At 70.4% G+C, this 20,613-nt stretch carries 19 protein-coding genes; 11 read left to right on the top strand and 8 right to left on the bottom strand.

Annotation, left to right across the window (positions count from 1 at the left end):
• Positions 1-191: 191 nt before the first annotated feature.
• Genes IE107_RS05480 through IE107_RS05490 form a run of 3 tightly spaced genes read left to right on the top strand, consistent with a single transcriptional unit; the run spans position 192 to position 2,518 of the window.
• The gene (locus IE107_RS05480; protein WP_189541616.1) at positions 192-869 is read left to right on the top strand and encodes a TerB family tellurite resistance protein; all 678 of its coding nucleotides are present in this window, start codon (positions 192-194) and stop codon (positions 867-869) included.
• A 45-nt stretch (positions 870-914) separates the two neighbouring features.
• Positions 915-1,661: a DNA repair protein RecO gene (gene recO / locus IE107_RS05485; protein WP_072483560.1), complete on the top strand. Its 747-nt coding sequence runs from the start codon at positions 915-917 to the stop codon at positions 1,659-1,661.
• A gap of 35 nt (positions 1,662-1,696) precedes the next feature.
• Entirely contained in the window at positions 1,697-2,518 is an 822-nt protein-coding gene (locus IE107_RS05490) for an isoprenyl transferase (protein WP_189541617.1), read from the top strand.
• 34 nt (positions 2,519-2,552) lie between these two features.
• Here the strand turns inward: IE107_RS05490 and IE107_RS05495 are convergent, their stop codons facing one another.
• The 4 genes from IE107_RS05495 to IE107_RS05510 form a co-directional block, all read right to left on the bottom strand.
• Positions 2,553-2,987, bottom strand: a complete 435-nt coding sequence (locus tag IE107_RS05495; RefSeq protein ID WP_189541618.1) for a Fur family transcriptional regulator — start codon at positions 2,985-2,987, stop codon at positions 2,553-2,555.
• Between the two features lie 65 nt (positions 2,988-3,052).
• Positions 3,053-3,946 (bottom strand): metal ABC transporter permease, encoded by an 894-nt coding sequence (locus IE107_RS05500; RefSeq protein ID WP_189541619.1) that lies wholly within the window; start codon positions 3,944-3,946, stop codon positions 3,053-3,055.
• A gap of 2 nt (positions 3,947-3,948) precedes the next feature.
• Positions 3,949-4,731: a metal ABC transporter ATP-binding protein gene (locus IE107_RS05505; RefSeq protein WP_189541620.1), complete on the bottom strand. Its 783-nt coding sequence runs from the start codon at positions 4,729-4,731 to the stop codon at positions 3,949-3,951.
• A 38-nt stretch (positions 4,732-4,769) separates the two neighbouring features.
• Positions 4,770-5,723 carry a metal ABC transporter substrate-binding protein gene (locus IE107_RS05510; RefSeq protein WP_189541621.1) on the bottom strand — a complete coding sequence of 318 codons (954 nt, stop codon included), beginning with the start codon at positions 5,721-5,723 and terminating at the stop codon, positions 4,770-4,772.
• 205 nt (positions 5,724-5,928) lie between these two features.
• Between IE107_RS05510 and IE107_RS05515 the strand changes: the two genes are divergently transcribed.
• Both IE107_RS05515 and IE107_RS05520 read left to right on the top strand, forming a co-directional pair.
• Positions 5,929-7,311: a glycine--tRNA ligase gene (locus IE107_RS05515; RefSeq protein ID WP_189541622.1), complete on the top strand. Its 1,383-nt coding sequence runs from the start codon at positions 5,929-5,931 to the stop codon at positions 7,309-7,311.
• 249 nt (positions 7,312-7,560) lie between these two features.
• Positions 7,561-7,800 (top strand): DUF6243 family protein, encoded by a 240-nt coding sequence (locus IE107_RS05520; RefSeq protein ID WP_189541624.1) that lies wholly within the window; start codon positions 7,561-7,563, stop codon positions 7,798-7,800.
• A gap of 129 nt (positions 7,801-7,929) precedes the next feature.
• On the opposite strand, the gene IE107_RS05525 is transcribed toward IE107_RS05520, so the two are convergent.
• Positions 7,930-9,414 (bottom strand): MFS transporter, encoded by a 1,485-nt coding sequence (locus tag IE107_RS05525; RefSeq protein WP_189541626.1) that lies wholly within the window; start codon positions 9,412-9,414, stop codon positions 7,930-7,932.
• Positions 9,415-9,484: 70 nt separating this feature from the next.
• Between IE107_RS05525 and dusB the strand changes: the two genes are divergently transcribed.
• From dusB to IE107_RS05545, 4 genes are all read left to right on the top strand, one after another.
• Positions 9,485-10,633, top strand: a complete 1,149-nt coding sequence (dusB, locus tag IE107_RS05530; RefSeq protein WP_189541628.1) for a tRNA dihydrouridine synthase DusB — start codon at positions 9,485-9,487, stop codon at positions 10,631-10,633.
• Positions 10,634-11,236: 603 nt separating this feature from the next.
• Positions 11,237-13,984, top strand: coding sequence for a pyruvate, phosphate dikinase (ppdK, locus tag IE107_RS05535; protein WP_189541631.1), 2,748 nt, complete (start codon positions 11,237-11,239; stop codon positions 13,982-13,984).
• A 525-nt stretch (positions 13,985-14,509) separates the two neighbouring features.
• Positions 14,510-15,484 (top strand): ArsR/SmtB family transcription factor, encoded by a 975-nt coding sequence (locus tag IE107_RS05540; protein ID WP_189541633.1) that lies wholly within the window; start codon positions 14,510-14,512, stop codon positions 15,482-15,484.
• Positions 15,485-15,686: 202 nt separating this feature from the next.
• Positions 15,687-16,091, top strand: coding sequence for a VOC family protein (locus IE107_RS05545; RefSeq protein WP_189541635.1), 405 nt, complete (start codon positions 15,687-15,689; stop codon positions 16,089-16,091).
• 36 nt (positions 16,092-16,127) lie between these two features.
• Here IE107_RS05545 and IE107_RS05550 read toward each other — a convergent pair whose 3' ends face one another.
• Complete coding sequence (locus IE107_RS05550) at positions 16,128-17,057, bottom strand: oxidoreductase (RefSeq protein ID WP_189541637.1); 930 nt, start codon at positions 17,055-17,057, stop codon at positions 16,128-16,130.
• Positions 17,058-17,142: 85 nt separating this feature from the next.
• Between IE107_RS05550 and IE107_RS05555 the strand changes: the two genes are divergently transcribed.
• Positions 17,143-17,931: a sulfite exporter TauE/SafE family protein gene (locus IE107_RS05555; protein WP_189541639.1), complete on the top strand. Its 789-nt coding sequence runs from the start codon at positions 17,143-17,145 to the stop codon at positions 17,929-17,931.
• A gap of 57 nt (positions 17,932-17,988) precedes the next feature.
• Here IE107_RS05555 and IE107_RS05560 read toward each other — a convergent pair whose 3' ends face one another.
• Both IE107_RS05560 and IE107_RS05565 read right to left on the bottom strand, forming a co-directional pair.
• On the bottom strand, positions 17,989-18,612 hold the full coding sequence (locus IE107_RS05560) for a class F sortase (RefSeq protein ID WP_189541641.1): 624 nt from the start codon (positions 18,610-18,612) through the stop codon (positions 17,989-17,991).
• A 99-nt stretch (positions 18,613-18,711) separates the two neighbouring features.
• Positions 18,712-19,401, bottom strand: coding sequence for a GVDTG sorting domain-containing protein (locus tag IE107_RS05565; RefSeq protein WP_189542150.1), 690 nt, complete (start codon positions 19,399-19,401; stop codon positions 18,712-18,714).
• A 568-nt stretch (positions 19,402-19,969) separates the two neighbouring features.
• On the opposite strand from IE107_RS05565, the gene IE107_RS05570 reads away from it, so the two are divergent.
• A complete protein-coding gene (locus IE107_RS05570) occupies positions 19,970-20,596 on the top strand; it encodes an NADPH-dependent FMN reductase (protein WP_189541643.1) in 627 nt (208 codons plus the stop codon).
• The last annotated feature ends 17 nt before the right edge of the window (positions 20,597-20,613 follow it).

Here is a 20,613-nt window from a genome sequence, read left to right on the forward strand (position 1 = left end):
ACCCGCATCCGGGGGGCGGGGTTCGGCCATCTCCGGACGGTTGTGACGAGCGAGGTACTGACGCCGAATCACGACTGTGGTTAACATCACGTCCACACGGCAATGGTGCCGGAGGGGCACTCCCGTGCCGTCAGGGCTACGGGGGAGTTACGGAGGTGTGCGACGTGCGGTCGGCCCTGGGACAACGCGCCATGAAGCTGCGTATCTGCGGCATCCGCACCATCTGGGACCCCGTGGGCGACGGCGAGTTCTTCTGCCCCGGCTGCGGCGGCGACCGCAACTACCGCCGCCTCACCGGCCGTCGGCGTTTCGCGGTGCTCGGCGTGCCGATGCTGGCACGCGGCACGGTGGGCCCCGTCGTCGAATGCGCCGCCTGCCGCGAGCACTTCGGCACCGACGCGCTCGACCACCCCACCACCACCCGGCTCTCCGCCATGCTCCGGGACGCCGTCCACACCGTCACGCTCGGCGTCCTCGCTGCGGGCGGCACCACCTCCCGTACGGTGCTGGAGACCGCGGCCGCCATCGTGCGCGGCGCCGGATTCGACGGCTGCACCGAGGAGCAGCTCTGCACCGTCGTCGAGGTGCTCGCCGCCGACACCGGCAACGGCTCCGCCTTCGACCCCGCGGCCGAGGCCTGCGGGGCGGCCCTCGCCATCGAACTGCACGAGGCGCTGGAACCCCTCGCCCCGCATCTGGCCCCCGCCGGACGCGAATCGCTCCTGCTCCAGGGCGCCAGGATCGCGCTCGCCGACGGCCCGTACGGACAGGCGGAGCGCGAGGTGCTGACCACGGTCGGCGGCGCGCTCCAGCTCTGCGCCCAGGACACGGCCCGGCTGCTCGCCGAGGCGGCGCGCACGCCCTCCTGACCGCCCGGGGGCCGGTGAGCCGGCTCCGTACCGGACAATGGTCGTATGAGCTTGTTCCGGGACGACGGCGTGGTGCTGCGTACGCAGAAGCTGGGCGAGGCCGACCGGATCATCACGATCCTGACCCGCGGCCACGGCCGGGTCCGCGCCGTCGCGCGCGGGGTGCGGCGCACGAAGTCCAAGTTCGGGGCGCGGCTGGAACCCTTCTCCCACGTCGACGTGCAGTTCTTCGCCCGCGGCAGCGAACTGATCGGACGCGGACTGCCGCTCTGCACGCAGAGCGAGACGATCGCCCCGTACGGCGGCGGCATCGTCACCGACTACGCCCGCTACACCGCGGGCACCGCGATGCTGGAGACCGCCGAGCGGTTCACCGACCACGAGGGCGAGCCCGCGGTCCAGCAGTACCTGCTGCTCGTCGGCGGGCTGCGCACCCTCGCCCGCGGCGAACACGAGCCGCATCTCATCCTCGACGCGTTCCTGCTGCGCTCGCTCGCCGTCAACGGCTACGCGCCGAGCTTCGAGGACTGCGCCAAGTGCGGAATGCCCGGTCCGAACCGGTTCTTCTCCGTCGCGGCGGGCGGCGTCATATGCGGCGACTGCCGGGTGCCCGGCAGCGTCGTACCCTCGGCTGAGGCCGTCACCCTGCTGAGCGCGCTGCTCAGCGGCGACTGGGAGACGGCGGACGCGTGCGAGGCACGTCATGTCAGGGAGGGGAGCGGACTGGTGTCCGCCTATCTGCACTGGCATCTGGAGCGCGGGCTGCGCTCACTGCGGTACGTAGAGAAGTGACTCAGGCAGATCAGGCACAGGGAGCGAGACAGTTCATGGCAGTACGCGGGATGCTCGGCGGCCGTAATCGGCGCGACTACAAGACCCCGGAGCCGCACCCCTCCGGTGCCACGCCCCCGAAGATCCCCGGCGAGCTGGTGCCCAAGCACGTGGCCGTCGTGATGGACGGCAACGGCCGCTGGGCCAAGGAACGCGGCCTCCCGCGCACCGAGGGCCACAAGGTCGGCGAGGGCGTCGTCATGGACGTGCTCAAGGGCTGCATCGAGATGGGCGTGAAGAACCTCTCGCTGTACGCGTTCTCCACCGAGAACTGGAAGCGGTCCCCGGAGGAGGTGAAGTTCCTGATGAACTTCAACCGGGACGTGATCCGCCGCCGCCGCGACGAGATGGACGAGCTGGGCATCCGCATCCGCTGGGTGGGCCGCATGCCCAAGCTGTGGAAGTCCGTCGTCCAGGAGCTCCAGGTCGCCCAGGAGCAGACCAAGGACAACGACCGGATGACGCTGTACTTCTGCGTCAACTACGGCGGCCGGGCCGAGATCGCCGATGCCGCGCAGCGCATCGCGCAGGATGTCGCGGCCGGGAGGCTGGACCCCTCCAAGGTCAACGAGAAGACCTTCGCGAAGTACATCTACTACCCGGACATGCCGGACGTCGACCTCTTCGTCCGCCCCAGCGGGGAGCAGCGCACGTCCAACTATCTGATCTGGCAGAGCGCCTACGCCGAGATGGTCTTCCAGGACGTGCTCTGGCCGGACTTCGACCGCCGCGACCTGTGGCGGGCCTGCCTGGAGTACGCCCAGCGGGACCGGCGCTTCGGCGGTGCGCAGGAGGCGGCCCAGGAGCCGAAGGGCTGAGCGGCGGGGGTCCGGGGGCGGCGCCCCCGGACCGTCACTTCTTCGCGTCCGCGCACTCCGCGCACGTACCGAAGATCTCCACCGTATGGGCCACGTTCACATAGCCGTGCTGGGCGGCGATGGCCTCCGCCCACTGCTCCACCGCGGGCCCCTCGACCTCCACTGCCTTGCCGCACATCCGGCACACCAGGTGGTGGTGGTGCTCCCCGGTCGAGCAGCGCCGGTACACGGACTCGCCGTCCGTGGTGCGCAGCACGTCGACCTCGCCGGCGTCGGCTAGGGACTGGAGGGTGCGGTAGACGGTGGTCAGCCCGACCGAGTCGCCGCGGTGCTTGAGCACGTCGTGCAGCTCCTGGGCGCTGCGGAACTCGCCCACCTCGTCGAGCGCCGCAGCCACCGCCGCCCGCTGCCGGGTCGACCGGCCGCGTACCGGGGCCGCGTTCGTTCCACTGATCGGCGCCGTCGCCACAGCAGCCTCCTCGTGTCGCCCGTACCTGTGTCGGGCCATTGTGCCAGCCCGTCCCGGCGCCACGGTCAAACCCGGAGCTCGTCCGGGGCCGGACGGGAGGCCGGTACCTCCAGGGTGCACTCCTCGGACGCCGCTTCGCTCCGGCGGGCGCGGCTTCTGGCCAGCGGGGTCGCCAGCAGCGTCAGCGCGACGAAGACCGCGATGGCCAGCAGCACGATCGTCGCGCCGGGCGGGACGTCCTGGTAGTACGAGGTCACGGTGCCCGCCAGGGTCACCGCGGTGCCGATGACGACCGACAGCACGAACGTCACCCTGAAGGACCTGGAGATCTGCTGCGCGGCCGCGACCGGCACCACCATCAGCGCGCTGACCAGCAGCAGGCCGACGACCCGCATCGCGACGGTGACGGTCACTGCCGCGGTCACGGCGACCAGCAGGTTCAGCGCGCGCACCGGCAGCCCGGTGACCCGGGCGAACTCCTCGTCCTGGCTGACCGCGAAGAGCTGACGGCGCAGCCCCAGGGTCACCAGCAGCACGAAGGCGGCCAGCAGGCAGATCGAGGTGATGTCCTCGGAGGAGACCGTGGACAGCGAGCCGAAGAGGTACGAGGTGAGGTTGGCGTTGGAGCCGGTGTCGGAGAGGTTGATCAGCAGCACACCGCCCGCCATGCCGCCGTAGAACAGCATGGCCAGCGCGATGTCGCCGCGGGTGCGTCCGTACCAGCGGATCAGCTCCATCACGACGGCACCGGCGACGGCGACCGCGGTGGCCATCCAGACCGGGCTGGTGGAGAGCAGGAAGCCGAGGCCGACACCGGTCATCGCGATGTGGCCGATGCCGTCGCCCATCAGGGCCTGGCGGCGCTGGACGAGGTAGACGCCGACGGAGGGCGCGATGACGCCGACGAGCACGGCGGCGAGCAGGGCCCGCTGCATGAAGGGAGGGTCGAGGAATTCCATGGTCAGCTCAGCAGTCCCGTCCGGACGGGCCCGGTGGCCGCGTGGGGGTGTACATGGTCGTGTCCGGGCAGGGCGTGCTGGCCCAGCGCCTTCGGAGGCGGCCCGTCGTGCATCACACAGCCGTCGCGCAGCACGATCGCGCGGTCGATCAGCGGCTCCAACGGGCCGAGCTCGTGCAGCACCAGCAGCACCGTGGCGCCGGCCGCGACCTGCTCGCGCAGGGTCGCGGCGAGGATCTCCTGGCTGGCCAGGTCCACGCCGGCCATCGGCTCGTCCATGATCAGCAGCTCGGGTTCGGCGGCCAGCGCGCGGGCGATCAGCACCCGCTGGTGCTGTCCGCCGGAGAGCGCGTCCACCGGGTCCTTGGCGCGGTCGGCGAGGCCGACGAGCTCGATGGCCCGGTCGACGGCGGCCCGGTCGGCCCTGCGGATCAGGCCCAGCCTGGTGCGGGACAGCCGCCCGGAGGTGACGACCTCGCGGATCGTGGCGGGGACGCCGCCGGCCGCCGTGGTGCGCTGGGGCACGTAGCCGATCCGTGCCCAGCCGCGGAAGCGGCGCAGCGGGGTGCCGAACAGCTCGACGGAGCCGCCGGTGAGCGGGACCTGCCCGATGACGGAGCGTACGGCGGTCGACTTGCCCGAGCCGTTGGCGCCGAGCAGGGCGGCGACCTCGCCGCGGTGGACGGTCAGGTCGATGCCCCGCAGCACCGGCCGTGCGCCGAGCGTGGCCGTGGCGCCCCGCAGGGCCATCACGGGTTCGGCCGTGGTGCTCCCGGTTTCGGGCATGAGTGCCTCCGATGCTGCTGTGGCGGGGGTTACGGGGGTCACTTCGCGCCGAGCGCCTTCTGCAGGGCGGCGAGGTTGGACTGCATGACCTCGATGTAGTCGGCCCCCTTGGACTTGCCCGTGATTCCTTCGAGCGGGTCCAGGACGTCGGTCTTCAGGCCGGTGTCCTTGGCGACGGTCCTCGCGGTCCTGTCGCTGGCGAGCGTCTCGAAGAATACGGTGGTGGCCTTGTTCTTCTCCGCGATGGTGTGGATCTCGCTGATCCGCGCGGGGCTGGGCTCGGCCTCGGGGTCGACGCCGGCGATGCCCTCCTGGGTGAGCCCGTAGCGCTCGGCGAGGTACCCGAAGGCGGAGTGGGTGGTGATGAACGTCTTGGTGGAGGTGTTCTTCAGCCCGTTCACGTACGCCGTGTTCAGACCGTCGAGCTTGGTGACCAGCGCGTCCGTGTTCTTCCGGTAGTCCGCGGCGTGGGCGGGGTCGGCCTTCTGCAGGGACGCGCCCACGCCCTTGGCGACCTCGGCGTACTTCACCGGGTCCAGCCAGATGTGCGGGTCGGCCCCGGCCTCGTCGCCGTGGTGCTCGTGGCCGTGCTCGTCGGCGCCGGTCTCGGTGCCGTGGTCCTCCAGCGTGGTGAGCTTCGAGGCGTCGGTGACGTTCTTCGCGCCGGACTGCGCGATGGCGTCGTCCACGGCGGGCTGGATGCCCTTGAGGTACAGGACGAGGCCGGCGTCGGTGAGCCCGCCGATCTGCCGCGGGCTGAGCTCCAGGTCGTGCGGCTCCTGGCCGGGCTTGGTCAGCGTGGTGACGGAGACGTGCTTCCCGCCTATCTGCTCGGCCAGGAACTGCATCGGATAGAACGAGGCCACCACGTCCAGCTTGTCGCCGTTCTTGCGGTCCCCGGCGTCGGAGGAGGAGCAGGCGGTGAGGGCGGTGAGGCCGAGGACGACTGCTCCGGCGACGGCGGCGGTGGGTATGAGGCGGCTTACGTTCATGACAGTCATTTTCAACAAAATTGGAAACGATTGTCAACAAGGCTTATGAGATGACTTCCCGGCCGACGGCGCCCCCACCGATTTGATCCAAGGGGCGTGCCCGCCGGTAATCTGAAGCATTCGCCCACCCGTCTCCCGACCACCACCCCCCACCGAGGCGCTTCGCGCCACCCCTGTCCAATTTCGTCGCAATGAAGAGAGCACCGTGGCCGCCGACAAGATCGACTCCATCGTCAGCCTGAGCAAGCGCCGTGGCTTCGTCTACCCGTGCAGTGAGATCTACGGAGGCCAGAAGGCCGCCTGGGACTACGGGCCGCTGGGCGTCGAGATGAAGGAGAACCTCAAGCGCCAGTGGTGGCGCTACATGGTCACCTCGCGCGAGGACGTGGTCGGCATCGACTCGTCGGTCATCCTCGCCCCCGAGGTCTGGTCCGCCTCCGGTCACGTCGCCACGTTCACCGACCCGCTGACCGAGTGCACCTCCTGCCACAAGCGCTTCCGCGCCGACCACCTGGAAGAGGCGTACGAGGAGAAGCACGGCCACGCGCCCGCGAACGGCCTGGCCGAGCTCAACTGCCCCAACTGCGGCAACAAGGGCACCTTCACCGAGCCCAAGCAGTTCTCGGGCCTGCTCTCCACCCACCTCGGCCCGACCCAGGACTCCGGCTCGGTCGCCTATCTGCGTCCCGAGACCGCCCAGGGCATCTTCACCAACTTCGGCCAGGTGCTGCAGACCTCGCGCAAGAAGCCGCCGTTCGGCATCGCCCAGATGGGCAAGTCCTTCCGGAACGAGATCACTCCGGGCAACTTCATCTTCCGTACCCGCGAGTTCGAGCAGATGGAGATGGAGTTCTTCGTCAAGCCGGGCGAGGACGAGCAGTGGCAGCAGTACTGGATGGACCAGCGCTGGAACTGGTACACGGACCTGGGTATGCGCGAGGAGAACATGCGCTGGTTCGAGCACCCGAAGGAGAAGCTCTCCCACTACTCCAAGCGCACCGCCGACATCGAGTACCGCTTCCGCTTCGGCGGCAGCGAGTGGGGTGAGCTGGAGGGCGTCGCCAACCGCACGGACTACGACCTCAAGGCGCACTCCGAGGCCTCCGGCTCCGACCTGGCCTTCTTCGACCAGGAGGCCGGCGAGCGCTGGACCCCGTACGTCATCGAGCCGGCGGCCGGTGTCGGCCGGGCGATGCTCGCCTTCCTCCTCGACGCCTACATCGAGGACGAGGCGCCCAACGCCAAGGGCGTCATGGAGAAGCGCACCGTGATGCGTCTCGACCCGCGCCTCGCGCCGGTCAAGGTCGCCGTCCTGCCGCTCTCCCGGAACCAGCAGCTGTCGCCGAAGGCCAAGGGCCTCGCCGCCGACCTGCGGAAGAACTGGAACATCGAGTTCGACGACGCGGGCGCCATCGGCCGCCGCTACCGCCGTCAGGACGAGATCGGTACGCCGTTCTGCGTCACCGTCGACTTCGACACCCTCGACGACAACGCGGTGACCGTGCGCGAGCGCGACACCATGAAGCAGGAGCGCGTCTCCCTGGACCAGATCCAGGCCTACCTCGGCGCCCGTCTGCTGGGCTGCTGACCCACCGCGCTCCACGGGCGGAGCCCCGGTCCCCCGCGCGGGGGACCGGGGCTCCGCCGTACCACGGCACCGGCCGCCGGCCGCCCGAAATGCGGGTGCGGCGGCGGGGCGGGCCGGGGTACGGTTCCGGCATGTCTTCGTTCTTCCAGATCTACGAGTGAGAGCGCGGCGGGCTCGATCACCCGCCGCCCACCGGACCGATTCCAGGTCGCCTCAGACCTCACTTCGCACTACGAACCGGAGAACGCCGTGGCCAAGAGCCGTAACAACCTGCTCGGTGTGGGCGGACAGCGCAAGAAGCTGTCCCGTGCGGGGCAGCAGGGCGCCGGCCCTGCGCGCGACGCCGACCGCAAGGCGGCCGCCGACCAGAAGCAGGAGCTGCTGCGCAAGATGCGTGAGCGCGCGCAGTCGGGCGCCGCGACAGAGTCCCCGTCGGGCGACACCGCGCAGCCGGAAGCGACCGGGCAGGACGCCCCGGCGCAGAGCTGACGCCTCCTCACCACCCGTACGGCCGTGGGCCCGGATCACCCGTGATCCGGGCCCACGCCCTTTCGTCCGCGCCCGTCGCCGTGGAACTCGCCCCGGCAGAAGGCGTACGCGGTGAACGGCGCGCCGCCTTCACGCCCTGGAGCTCGCCGACGCCTGATCCCCGGACGGGGCGCCCGTCTGCTTCTCCAGCCGCTGCGCGGTCCGGCGTGCGGTCTCCCGTGCCCACCGCCCGCTGGTCAGCGCCCCCACCAGCAGGACGCACAGCCCGCACCCGCCGAGGATCCACCAGGCGGGCGTGCTCGCGTCCACGAAGGCCGCCGCGTACCCGGCGCTGCGCGGCGAACCGGCCCCGGCCACCCCCGCCGCCAGCACCGCGCCGATCACGGCGACCCCGAGCGTCCCGCCGATCTGCCGACTGGTCGAGGCGACCGCGGCCGCCACCCCGGCCTGCGAGCGCGGCATCCCGGAGACGGCCGTATTGGTGATCGGCGCGTTCACCATGCCGAAGCCGAGACCGAACAGCACATAGCCGGTGAACAGCAGGACGTCGTCGGTCTCCGCGTCGAACACGGCGAACAGCAGCCCGCACGCCGTCATGGTCACGCCCGCCACGAGCAGCGGCAGCCGCGACCCCCGGCTGCCGACGAGCCGCCCGGACAGCGGTGCGCAGACGAAGGTCAGGGCCGCCATCGGCAGCATGTACAGACCGGCGTGCAGCGCGCTCAGACCGCGCACGTTCTGCAGATAGAGGGTGTTGAGGAAGAGGAACCCGCTCAGCGCGGCGAAGGCGCAGACCGCGATGACGGTGGCCCCGCTGAACGGGGCGCTGCGGAAGAAACGCAGATCGATCAGGGGCTCGGCACGCCGGGGCTCGTACAGCAGCAGCCCGACGAGGGAGCACCCGGCGAGCGCGGCGAACAGCAGGATCCGCGGCGAGTCCCAGCCCTGGGAGGGCGCCTCGATGATCGCGTACGTCAGCGAGCCGAGCAGTCCGATCACCAGCAGCTGCCCCACCGGGTCGGGGCGGCGCGGCCTCGGGGCCCGGGACTCCGGGACGTAGCGCCAGGTGAGCAGGAGCGCGGCGAGACCGACCGGCAGATTGATCCAGAAGATCGACCGCCAGCCGACCGAGTCCACCAGCAGCCCGCCGATCACCGGGCCCGCCGCCATGGAGATGCCGACGACACCGCCCCACACCCCGATGGCTCGGGCCCGCTCGCGCGGGTCGGTGAAGGTGTTGGTGATGATCGACATCGCGACGGGGTTGAGCATCGAACCACCCACGGCCTGCACCATCCGGAATGCCACCAGCGACTCAAGGTTCGGCGCCAGGGAGCAGAGCAGCGAACCGAGGGTGAACAGGACGAGCCCGGCCTTGAACACCTTGCGGCGCCCGATCCGGTCGGCGGTGGAGCCCGCGAGCATCAGCAGCGAGGCCAGGACGAGGGTGTAGGCGTCGATCGTCCACTGCATGCCGGCGACGGAGGCGTGCAGCTCCTTCTGCACGGCGGGCAGGGCGACGTTGAGCACGGTGTTGTCGAGACTGACGATCAGCAGGCTCATGCAGCAGATCGCCAGTACCAACTGCCGTCGGCGGAGACTGGGCTCGGGCATACATGGATAGTACGGTTAACTAACGAACTCCGCTGCCGGAGGGACCGGCCCCGTACGCGACAATGGAGCAATGACCACGCTCGCCCCTTCCCTCCCGCTGCTCCGGATCGGCCCGCACACGGTGCAGCCGCCGGTGGTGCTGGCCCCCATGGCCGGCATCACCAACGCCCCGTTCCGCACCCTGTGCCGGGAGTTCTCCGGCGGCAAGGGGCTGTTCGTCAGCGAGATGATCACCACCCGGGCGCTGGTCGAGCGCAACGAGAAGACCATGCAGCTGATCCACTTCGACGCGAGCGAGACCCCGCGCTCGATCCAGCTGTACGGGGTGGACCCGGTCACCGTCGGCAAGGCCGTCCGGATGATCGTCGACGAGGACCTCGCCGACCACATCGACCTGAACTTCGGCTGCCCGGTCCCCAAGGTGACCCGCAAGGGTGGCGGCTCGGCGCTCCCGTACAAGCGGCCGCTGCTGCGCGCGATCCTCAACCAGGCGGTCTCCAACGCGGGTGATCTGCCGGTCACCATCAAGATGCGCAAGGGCATCGACGACGACCACATGACCTACCTGGACGCGGGCCGGATCGCGGTCGAGGAGGGCGTCACGGCTGTCGCCCTGCACGGCAGGACGGCCGCCCAGCACTACGGCGGCACCGCCGACTGGGATGCCGTCGCCCGCCTCAAGGAGCACGTCCCGGAGATCCCCGTCCTCGGCAACGGCGACATCTGGTGCGCGGACGACGCCCTGCGGATGATGCGCGAGACCGGCTGCGACGGCGTGGTCGTGGGCCGCGGCTGCCTCGGCCGCCCCTGGCTCTTCGGCGACCTGGTGAGCGCCTTCGAGGGCACGGGGACACGGCAGGCGCCGGCGCTCCGGAAGGTCGCCGACGTGATGCTGCGGCACGCGACGCTGCTGGGGGAGTGGATCGGTGACGAGACGCGCGGGGTGATCGACTTCCGCAAGCATGTCGCCTGGTACCTCAAGGGCTTCTCGGTCGGCTCGGAGATGCGCAAGAAGCTCGCGGTCACCTCCTCGCTGGAGGAGCTGGGCGGACAGCTGGGGGAGCTGGACCTGGACCAGCCGTGGCCGGACGGCGCGGACGGGCCGCGCGGACGCACCTCGGGCAACAACCGTGTCGTGCTGCCGGACGGCTGGCTGAAGGACCCCTACGACTGCGCGGGCGTGAGCCCCGACGCGGAGCTGGACACCTCGGGCGGCTGAGGGCGGATTGCCCGGTCACCCGGGACCCACTGGGCACGCGGGCGCCACAGGCACCGCGTGCCTCTTCTTTTACCCCGCTCATCTGAGCGCAACATTCAGCCGGTTTCGGCGGCAGTTCGGTCAGCGGGTGACCGGATCGGGCCGACCGCCTCGTCGTGTGGCCACTCCCGGCACTCTCAGGTCTTCCTCCGTGATCGCCGAGTGACGGGCAGTTGCCGATCGGGCGTCCGAATGGTGACATCTGAGCGCCATGCGCGGAGTGATTCTCGCCACCTTGAGGACCTTCGCGCTCAGATGAGCGCAATTTCGAGGGCTGCATTTCTCAAATGATGGCACTCGGTGCCAGAGGGCTCAAATTTTATCGATCGATGCTTTCGCTGCTTTGTGTGATTGGAGTGGGAGGATTCGGTAGCTCTCGGTGCTACTTCGTTCAAGAAGTGAACGCATGGCTCCGGTTGGGCGACAGGTCATCTCACTTTCGATCTGCTGGCGGACGGGTGGTTGAGGCCTCGTGACGCGCAAGTGGACGTACCCAGACACCTTCGATCTGGGTATGTTCCTCGCCGTCAGGGCAGCCACCGCGTCCTCGAGGAGCCGAGACCCGTGTCGGAAAACAAAGATCCCCACGTAACCACCCCGGAATCCCGGGAGCCCCAGGGCGAGAAGTTCGTTTATGACTTCACGGAGGGCAACAAGGATCTGAAGGACCTCCTCGGCGGCAAGGGTGCGAACCTCGCCGAGATGACCAACCTCGGGCTCCCCGTCCCTCCGGGATTCACCATCACCACCGAGGCGTGCAAGGTCTACCTCGAAAGCGGCGAGGAGCCGGCCGAGCTGCGTACCGAGGTCAGTGCGCACCTCGACGCCCTTGAGGCACGGATGGGCAAGAAGCTCGGCCAGGCCGACGATCCGCTGCTGGTCTCCGTCCGCTCCGGCGCGAAGTTCTCGATGCCCGGCATGATGGACACGGTCCTCAACATCGGCCTCTCCGACGAGTCCGTGGTCGGTCTCTCCGCCCAGGCCGGTGACGAGCGGTTCGCGTGGGACTCCTACCGCCGCCTCATCCAGATGTTCGGCAAGACCGTCCTCGGTGTCGACGGCGACCTCTTCGAGGAGGCGCTGGAGGCCGCGAAGGAGGCCAAGGGCGTCACCGTCGACGTCGACCTCGACGCGGCCGACCTGAAGAAGCTGGTCGAGCAGTTCAAGAAGATCGTCGCCCGGGACGCCGGACGCGACTTCCCGCAGGACCCGCGCGAGCAGATGGACCTGGCCATAAAGGCCGTCTTCGACTCGTGGAACACCGACCGGGCCAAGCTCTACCGCCGCCAGGAGCGCATCCCGGGCGACCTGGGCACGGCCGTCAACGTCTGCTCGATGGTCTTCGGCAACCTCGGCCCCGACTCCGGTACGGGTGTCGCGTTCACCCGTGACCCGGCCAGCGGCCACCAGGGCGTCTACGGCGACTACCTGCAGAACGCGCAGGGCGAGGACGTCGTCGCCGGTATCCGCAACACCGTGCCGCTCGCCGAGCTGGAGTCGATCGACAAGAAGTCATACGACCAGCTGATGCAGATCATGGAGGCCCTCGAAACGCACTACAAGGACCTGTGCGACATCGAGTTCACCATCGAGCGCGGCCAGCTGTGGATGCTTCAGACCCGGGTCGGCAAGCGCACCGCCGGTGCCGCCTTCCGGATCGCCACCCAGCTCGTCGACCAGGGCCTGATCGACGAGGCCGAGGCGCTCCAGCGGGTCACCGGCGCGCAGCTGGCGCAGCTGATGTTCCCGCGCTTCGACGACGAAGCGAAGACGGAGCTGCTGGGCCGCGGCATCGCCGCCTCGCCGGGCGCCGCGGTCGGCAAGGCCGTCTTCGACTCGTACACCGCGGTCAAGTGGTCCCGGTCCGGCGAGAAGGTCATCCTGATCCGCCGCGAGACCAACCCCGACGACCTCGACGGCATGATCGCGGCCGAGGGCATCCTGACCTCGCGCGGCGGCAAGACCTCGCACGCCGCCGTCGTCGCCCGCGGCATGGGCAAGACCTGTGTCTGCGGCGCCGAGGACCTGGAGGTCGACACCAAGCGCCGCCGGATGACGGTGGGCGGCCGGGTCATCGAGGAGGGTGACGTCGTCTCCATCGATGGCTCCACCGGCAAGGTGTACCTGGGCGAGGTGCCCGTCGTGCCGTCCCCGGTCGTCGAGTACTTCGAGGGCCGGATGCACGCCGGCGCCGACGACGCCGACGAGCTGGTCGCCGCCGTGCACCGGATCATGGCGTACGCCGACCGGGTGCGCCGGCTGCGGGTGCGGGCCAACGCCGACAACGCCGAGGACGCGTTGCGGGCCCGCCGCTTCGGCGCCCAGGGCATCGGCCTGTGCCGCACCGAGCACATGTTCCTCGGCGAGCGCCGCGAGATGGTCGAGAAGCTGATCCTCGCGGACACCGACGCCGAGCGCGAGACCGCGCTGGAGGAGCTGCTTCCGCTCCAGAAGGCCGACTTCGTCGAGCTTTTCGAGGCGATGGACGGACTGCCCGTCACCGTACGGCTGCTCGACCCGCCGCTGCACGAGTTCCTGCCGGACATCACCGAGCTCTCGGTGCGGGTCGCGCTCGCCGAGTCCCGCAAGGACGCCAACGAGAACGATCTTCGCCTGCTCCAGGCCGTGCACAAGCTGCACGAGCAGAACCCGATGCTCGGTCTGCGCGGGGTCCGTCTCGGTCTCGTCATCCCCGGCCTGTTCGCCATGCAGGTGCGGGCGATCGCGGAGGCCGCGGCCGAGCGCAAGAACGCCAAGGGCGACCCGCGCGCCGAGATCATGATTCCGCTCGTCGGCACGGTCCAGGAGCTGGAGATCGTCCGCGAGGAGGCCGACCAGGTCATCGCCGAGGTCGAGGCCGCCACCGGTACCAGCCTCAAGCTCACCATCGGCACGATGATCGAGCTCCCGCGCGCCGCGCTGACCGCGGGCCAGATCGCCGAGGCCGCGCAGTTCTTCTCGTTCGGTACGAACGACCTGACCCAGACGGTGTGGGGCTTCTCCCGCGACGACGTGGAGGCCTCGTTCTTCACCGCGTACCTGGAGAAGGGCATCTTCGGGGTGTCGCCGTTCGAGACGATCGACAAGGACGGCGTCGGCTCGCTGGTCCGCAGCGCCGTCGCGGCCGGCCGGGCCACCCGCCCGGACCTGAAGCTCGGCGTCTGCGGCGAGCACGGCGGAGACCCGGAGTCGGTGCACTTCTTCCATGAGGCAGGCCTGGACTACGTGTCCTGCTCCCCGTTCCGCATCCCCGTCGCGCGGCTCGAAGCGGGCCGGGCGGCGGCGGGTTCGACCGGCAGCGACAGCCGCTGATCCGGCACCGAATCCCCCGACTCCGCGTCCGGAGTCGCCGTCGGCCCCTCAGGACCCTCACCGGTTCGACGGCGACTCCGGAACACCCGAGACGGCGGCACCCTGTGCGGGGGTGCCGCCGTCTCGTTTCGTTCTGGGGAAATCGTTGTTCGGCAATGTTCTTTTTCTTTGCGGATGAGACAGGGTTTTGCACATAAGACGGGGTTCGTTCAATACGCAAAGAAATGGGTGGGGAGCGGGCCGGGATGCGGTCCATGGATCCCCGTCCATGGACCGCACCCGGGTTACCCCCGTCGGGCGCGGTGCCGCACCGTCGTCCACCGCCGCCGGGCGCGCGAAACCCCCCACGGCCTTCACTCGCCCTTCCGGTGGCGCCGGAATCGTGCCCGACGCCGTACAGCTTTTCGGGTGACGGCGGGTGGATGCGAGGCGTTTCACCTCTGGCCGAAACCCCGTGGTGACGTGCTGTTACGGATCACCTACCCTGGGGTGGGGGCAATTGCACGTGCAACAGGTGGGGGACCGGTGCTGCGTATCCATATGTCCGGAGTGGACCTTTCCAAGGTGCGGATGGCCACCCGGCCGGACGCGCTGTGGGAAACCGCTCTGAGTTTCCACCGGCTGCGGGACCGGCGCGGTTCCGCGGTGTTCGGGAAATGGCGTACGGAAACCCGGTGTCGGTTGAATGGTGAAGTACGCCTGTTGTCCGCGGTGATTCCACCCCGCGGCTATTTCCCGGACTTTCTGACGCCTTCTCAGGAAAATGGCGAACCGTACGGCATCGACGCGGGAATGGAGGCGTTACGTGGCACCCCGCCCGGCCGGGTCCTCGCCGAACTCGCCCTGCTCGCCGCCGAGCGCCGCGACCCGGGCCGCTTCCCGGACGGCCGCGCGCAGTCCGTCGGCCGCCTCGCCGACGCCCTGCGCAGCTACCACCGCGCCGCCGTCGAGCCGTACTGGCCGCACATCCGGGCCAGCATCGAGGCCGACCGCGCCGTCCGCGGCCGCGCCCTGCTGGACGGCGGCGCGGACGAACTGCTCGCCTCCCTCCCGCCGATGATCCGCTGGCGGGCCCCCGTGCTGGAGGCGGACTACCCCGTCGACCGGGACATCTGCCTGGACGGCCGGGGGCTGCTGCTCCAGCCGTCCTTCTTCTGCCGCGTCACCCCTGTGGTCTACCGCGACCCGGGGCTGCCGCCGGTCCTGGTCTACCCGGTCACCCACTCCCGCGCCCCGGTCTTCGCCGAACCGGGCCCCTGGCTCGGCCGGCTCCTCGGCAGCACCCGCTCGACGGTCCTGAGCGCCATAGGGAATGGCTGCACGACCAGCGAGCTCGCCCTCCGGGCCGGAGTGTCCCTCGCCTCGGCGAGCCAGCACGCCTGTGTGCTGCGCGAGGCCGGCCTGATCCACACGCTGCGGCACGGCGGCTCGGTCCTCCACACGCTGACCCCCCTGGGCGGATCGCTGCTCCGGGGCGGCGCACCGCTCGCCCTGTCCTGAGGCGGGCGGGCCGGGCGCGGCAGGCGACCGGCTCCGCGGCAGCGGGCGGCCGGGTCTCGCGGGGCCGGGCGGTCGGGCCTCGCGGCGACAGGCGCGCGGGGGCCGTAGCGGCGAAAATTCTTTCGCGGGCGGCGATGAGTTCCGCGACGCCCCGCCGTCTACCTGTCGTACACGTTCGAACAACAGAGAGAGCGAAGCGGCCATGCCTCAGATGATCTTCGTCAACCTGCCGGTCAAGGACCTCGAAGCAACCAAGGCCTTCTTCGGCAAGCTGGGCTTCTCGTGCAACCCGCAGTTCAGCGACGAGAACGCCGCGTGTCTCGTCATCAGCGACACCATCTTCGCGATGCTCCTCACCGAGCCGCGCTTCAAGGAGTTCACCAAGAAGGAGATCTCCGACTCCTCGAAGTCCACCGAGGTGATCCTCGCCCTGAGCGCCGAGAGCCGGGAGAAGGTGGACGAGCTGGTCGACACCGCTCTCGCGTCCGGCGGATCACCCGCCAACGAGACGATGGACTACGGCCACATGTACGGCCGTTCCTTCCAGGACCCGAACAACCACATCTGGGAGGTCGTGTGGATGGACCCCGCGGCCGTCCAGGGCTGAGGGCTGTCCAGCACTCCCTGGCGGGCGTGGTCCGGCTCAGGGGGCGAGGCCCGGATACGTCACCCCCGTGAGCTGCTCGGACGCCACCCAGAGCCGCTCGCTCGTCACATCGTCGCGCGTCCAGCGCGCCCGCCAGGACGGCGCGGGCGCGCCGCGCCAGCCCAGTGGCCCCGGCCCGGTGAAGGAGTCGGGGCGCACACCGGGCGCGGTGGCCGCGTACAGTGTGGGCAGCGCACCGGCCGAAGCGGGCTGGGCGACGATGCGGTTGCCGAGCTCGAAGAACCGTTCCACCGCCCTGCGGTTCTCCATCCGGGCGGCGGCGGACTGGAGGTTGGTCGCCGCATACCCCGGGTGCGCGGCGGCGGCCACCAGACGGGAGCCGGCCCTGGTGAGCCGGCGCGCCAGCTCGTGGACGAAGAGCAGGTTGGCGGTCTTCGAGCGGCCGTAGGCGATCCAACGGCGGTAGTTCCGCTCGCTGTTGAGATCCCCCATGTCGAGGTCGGACAGGGCGTGCATCCCGCTGGAGACGGTCACCACCCGGGCCCCGGGGGTGTCGAGGAGGCGGGGGAGCAGCAGCCCGGTCAGGGCGAAGTGCCCCAGGTGGTTGATGCCGAACTGCCTCTCGAAGCCGTCGGCCGTCGTCCCGTACGGGAGGGCCATCACGCCCGCGTTGTTGATCAGCAGATCGAGCCGGGCGGGAGCGTGGGTCGCGGCGAACTCGCGCACCGAGCCCAGATCGGCCAGATCGAGCGGTACGAACGCCACGTCCGCGCCGGTCACGGCCTTCCGGATGCGGGACTCGGCCTCCCTGCCGCGCGTCTCGTCACGGCAGGCGAGCAGGACCCTCGCTCCGTGCCGGGCCAGCTCCCGCGCGGTGTGCAGGCCGAGACCGCTGTTGGCCCCGGTGACCACGGCCGTACGGCCCCTCTGGTCGGGTATGTCGTTCGCGTTCCAGCCGTGGCTCATGGGCCCAGCGTACGGCGGCTCGGGAACCTCAGGTTTGGCTCAATCCGATGGACGATGCACGAATCGCCTCCCTAGGGTCGCGATCATGCCCGATATAACCTTCACCACCCTGATCGTCCTCTGCCTCGCCGCAGCCGCCGCGGGCTGGATCGACGCGGTGGTCGGCGGCGGCGGACTGCTTCTGCTGCCCGCGCTGCTCCTCGGACTGCCGCACGTCCCGGCCGCGCAGGTGCTGGGCACCAACAAGGCCGTCGCGATCGTCGGTACGTCGGGCGCCGCCGTGACATACGTGCGCAAGGCACCGGTGAAGGTCGGGACCGGGGTGCGGATCGGGCTCGCGGCGCTGGCAGGATCGATGGCCGGGGCGTTCTTCGCCGCCGGTATCAGCAGCGACGTGCTCCGGCCGGTGATCATGGTGGTGCTGCTGGCCGTCGCGGCGTTCGTGATGCTGCGGCCCTCGTTCGGCAAGGACACGGACGACGGCGTGCGGCAGCAGGTCACCCGGGCCCGCACGATCACCGCCATCGTGCTGGTCGGCGGCGGAATCGGCTTCTACGACGGGCTGTTCGGCCCCGGCACGGGAACGTTCCTGGTGCTGGCGCTGACCGCGGTGCTCCGCCTCGATCTGGTGACGGCGTCCGCCACCGCCAAGATCGTCAACGTCTGCACCAACGCCGGCGCGCTGGCGATGTTCGCGTACCAGGGCAGTGTGCTGTGGCAACTGGCCGCGCTGATGGCCGTGTTCAACCTGGCGGGCGGGCTCCTCGGCGCGCGGATGGCGCTCAGGAAGGGCAGCGAGTTCGTCCGCGGTGTGCTGCTGGTCGTGGTGTTCTCGCTGGTCGCGAAGCTGGCCTTCGACCAGTGGACGGCGTGAGGAGCCATGCCCGGAAGCCGGGTGGCGGTCCGAACGGCCCGTGTCCGGAGGGCGGGTTCAGCGGACGGCGGTCAGGTGCGCGTACGCCACCACGTTGCCCTGGTAGCCGGTCGCCTTCGAGAAGCCGCCGCCGCAGGTGATCAGGCGCAGCGACGCGAAGGGCGAGGCCCCGTAGACCCGCTGGTCGGGGAAGTTCTCGTTCTCGTAGACCTCGATCGCGTCGATGGAGAAGGCGGCGGTGCGGCCGTCCTGGCGGACCACCTCGACCGTGCTGCCCTTCTGCAGGGCGCCGAGGTCGTAGAAGACCGACCGGCCCTGCGCGTTGTCCACATGACCGGCGACGATCGCGCTGCCCTCGGAGCCCGGGGGAGTGCCGTCCCGGTACCAGCCGACGATGTTGCGGTTCCCGGCCGGCGGCACGTCGAGACTGCCGTCGGGCCCGAGCCCGAGGCGCATCATCGGGGCGTCGACCCGGATGCTCGGGATGCGGATGCGTACGGGGGCGGAGGGCTTCAGCGGTTCGGCGACCGGCGATCCCGGCTGCGGTGTCGGGCCACCGGTGAAGGCCTGGGCGGCGGTCGGCGCGGGCGGGACCAGTTGGGTGTCGGCACCGTTGCGGATCAGCCAGACACCGGCCAGCGCCGCGATGACCAGCAGCCAGCCCTTGGCCTTCTGGGTCACGTTCGTCCTCCGGGTGACGGGATGGGGACGGTCCCGTCCCGGTGGCGCGCGGCCACCGGGACAGAACCCGGGCGGTACGGAGACGTGAATCCGTCTCCGTCAGCCGGCTCCCTGCGTGCCGCTCGCCCGGCGACGCAGGAGCCAGGCTCCGCCGACGGCGGCCGTGGCGAGAACGCCGGCGCCCGCCGCGATCTGGGTGGTGTCGGGCCGGACGCTGCCGCCGACTCCGGTTTTGACGTGCCCGGTGGGGCCGGTGGGGGTGTCCCCGGGGCGTTGCCCGGAGGCCGAGCTGTCGTGTCCCGACGAGGAGGAGTCGTCGCGCTTGCCCGAACCCTCCTTTTCGGACGGACTCCAGCTCTCACGCCCGCCCGAGCCGTCGTGCTTGGACGAGGACGAGCTGTCGTGCCCGGACGAGCTCTCGCCCCGGTCGGTGTCCTCGTCCTCGGACGGGTTGTCGTCTTCGCCCGGGGCATTGAGTCCGGAGAAGGCGCCCCCCGAGGCGGAGTCGAGCAGCGAGGGCGCGTTGAGACCGGAAAGGGTGTCGAGGCTGAACGGATTGCCCGTGCCGGATCCGGCCTCGTCGCCCCCGGCTCCGTCGTCCGGGATCTCGTCGCCGGTGGTGGCCCGTGTCCCGAGGTCGCCGGTGGTCCGCGACACGGCACCGGCCGCGCCGGTCCGCGGTGTGTCGGCGTCACCTGCGTACGCGGACGGCCCGGCGGTGAGGAAGCCGAGTGTGGCTATGGTGACCGCGGATGCGGCGGTACCGGTCACTAGACGGGCAGGACGCATGGGGGATTCCTCCGGCGATGGCGCGAGTAGGTGTCCTGACCCCGAGCTAACGGGCGGTCCGCCGCCGATGCCTGCTGACACCGAGTCAGCTTTCACTCGAACTGACCGGCGCGGCATCCTTGCCAAGGTGTAATCGCGCAGGTCACGGCGGTGATCGAGGTGGCCGGAGCCGGCCCCGCGCCACCCGGTGCCAATCGGGTGACGCCACCCCGCAATAAAGTGGCGTACGTCACACGCATGACCTCTCGGGGGTCGGGCACATGTCTCACACCCCCCACGGGACGGTGCGCGAGGCCGCCCCCGGCCACCGCCCCCACCGGGCCCCCGTCCCCCCTGGGCCCGGTGGGGGCGGATCCGTGCCGGACGGGATCGGGACGCACACGCACCGCCGCATCCCGCCGCATCCCGCGGCACCCACCGGGCGGCTCCGGGGCCCTCGCGACCGGCGACGTCATGCGGTGCGCCGACCCGGCGCCACCGCACCGCGGCAGGGGCGGCCGGGCCCGGCGCAAGGGGGGCGGCCGAACGGGCTTGACCTCAACCATGGTTGACGTACGAGCCTTCCCGCATGGACCTCACCACAGCTCCCGCATCCACCGCATCCACGACCGGCACCACCGCACCCCTGAAGGTCGCGGTCGTCCTCGCCAGTAATCGCGAGGGACGGTTCGGCCCCGTCGTCGCCGACTGGTTCCTTTCGCACACCGGCCCGCACCCCGGCATCGAGACCGATCTGATCGACGTCGCGGAACTCGGCCTCCCGGTCGCCCTCTCCTACCGGCCCGACGCCGACGCACAGGCCCGGCTCGCAGCCGCTTCGGCCCGGCTGGCGGCGGCCGACGCCTTCGTCGTCGTCACCCCCGAGTACAACCACTCGTTCCCGGCCCCGCTGAAGAACCTCATCGACTGGCACCGCGCCGAGTGGCAGGCCAAACCCGTCGCCTTCGTCTCGTACGGCGGGGTCTCCGGCGGGCTGCGCGCCGTCGAGCACCTGCGACAGGTCTTCGCGGAGCTGCACACCGTCGGCATCCGCGACACCGTGTCCTTCCACGACGCGGGCGCCCTGTTCGACGACGAGGGCAGGCACCGGGACCCGGCGGGCTGCGACGCGGCGGCCAAGGCGCTGCTCGACCAGCTGATCTGGTGGGGGCACACCCTGCGCGACGCCAAGGCCGTCCGCCCTTACGGCGCCTGACCGCAAGCGCCGCACCG

Source organism: Streptomyces gelaticus, assembly GCF_014649535.1.
GTDB classification, from domain to species: domain Bacteria; phylum Actinomycetota; class Actinomycetes; order Streptomycetales; family Streptomycetaceae; genus Streptomyces; species Streptomyces gelaticus.

What these genes read in the sequence shown, in the direction of transcription:
- dusB (WP_189541628.1), top strand. Translation starts at nt 9,485, where the DNA reads ATGACCACGCTCGCCCCTTCCCTCCCGCTGCTCCGGATCGGCCCGCAC.
- IE107_RS05500 (WP_189541619.1), bottom strand. Translation starts at nt 3,946, where the DNA reads ATGGAATTCCTCGACCCTCCCTTCATGCAGCGGGCCCTGCTCGCCGCC.
- IE107_RS05480 (WP_189541616.1), top strand. Translation starts at nt 192, where the DNA reads ATGAAGCTGCGTATCTGCGGCATCCGCACCATCTGGGACCCCGTGGGC.
- IE107_RS05505 (WP_189541620.1), bottom strand. Translation starts at nt 4,731, where the DNA reads ATGCCCGAAACCGGGAGCACCACGGCCGAACCCGTGATGGCCCTGCGG.
- IE107_RS05490 (WP_189541617.1), top strand. Translation starts at nt 1,697, where the DNA reads ATGGCAGTACGCGGGATGCTCGGCGGCCGTAATCGGCGCGACTACAAG.
- recO (WP_072483560.1), top strand. Translation starts at nt 915, where the DNA reads ATGAGCTTGTTCCGGGACGACGGCGTGGTGCTGCGTACGCAGAAGCTG.
- IE107_RS05550 (WP_189541637.1), bottom strand. Translation starts at nt 17,057, where the DNA reads ATGAGCCACGGCTGGAACGCGAACGACATACCCGACCAGAGGGGCCGT.
- IE107_RS05570 (WP_189541643.1), top strand. Translation starts at nt 19,970, where the DNA reads ATGGACCTCACCACAGCTCCCGCATCCACCGCATCCACGACCGGCACC.
- IE107_RS05565 (WP_189542150.1), bottom strand. Translation starts at nt 19,401, where the DNA reads ATGCGTCCTGCCCGTCTAGTGACCGGTACCGCCGCATCCGCGGTCACC.
- IE107_RS05510 (WP_189541621.1), bottom strand. Translation starts at nt 5,723, where the DNA reads ATGAACGTAAGCCGCCTCATACCCACCGCCGCCGTCGCCGGAGCAGTC.
- IE107_RS05525 (WP_189541626.1), bottom strand. Translation starts at nt 9,414, where the DNA reads ATGCCCGAGCCCAGTCTCCGCCGACGGCAGTTGGTACTGGCGATCTGC.
- IE107_RS05545 (WP_189541635.1), top strand. Translation starts at nt 15,687, where the DNA reads ATGCCTCAGATGATCTTCGTCAACCTGCCGGTCAAGGACCTCGAAGCA.
- IE107_RS05555 (WP_189541639.1), top strand. Translation starts at nt 17,143, where the DNA reads ATGCCCGATATAACCTTCACCACCCTGATCGTCCTCTGCCTCGCCGCA.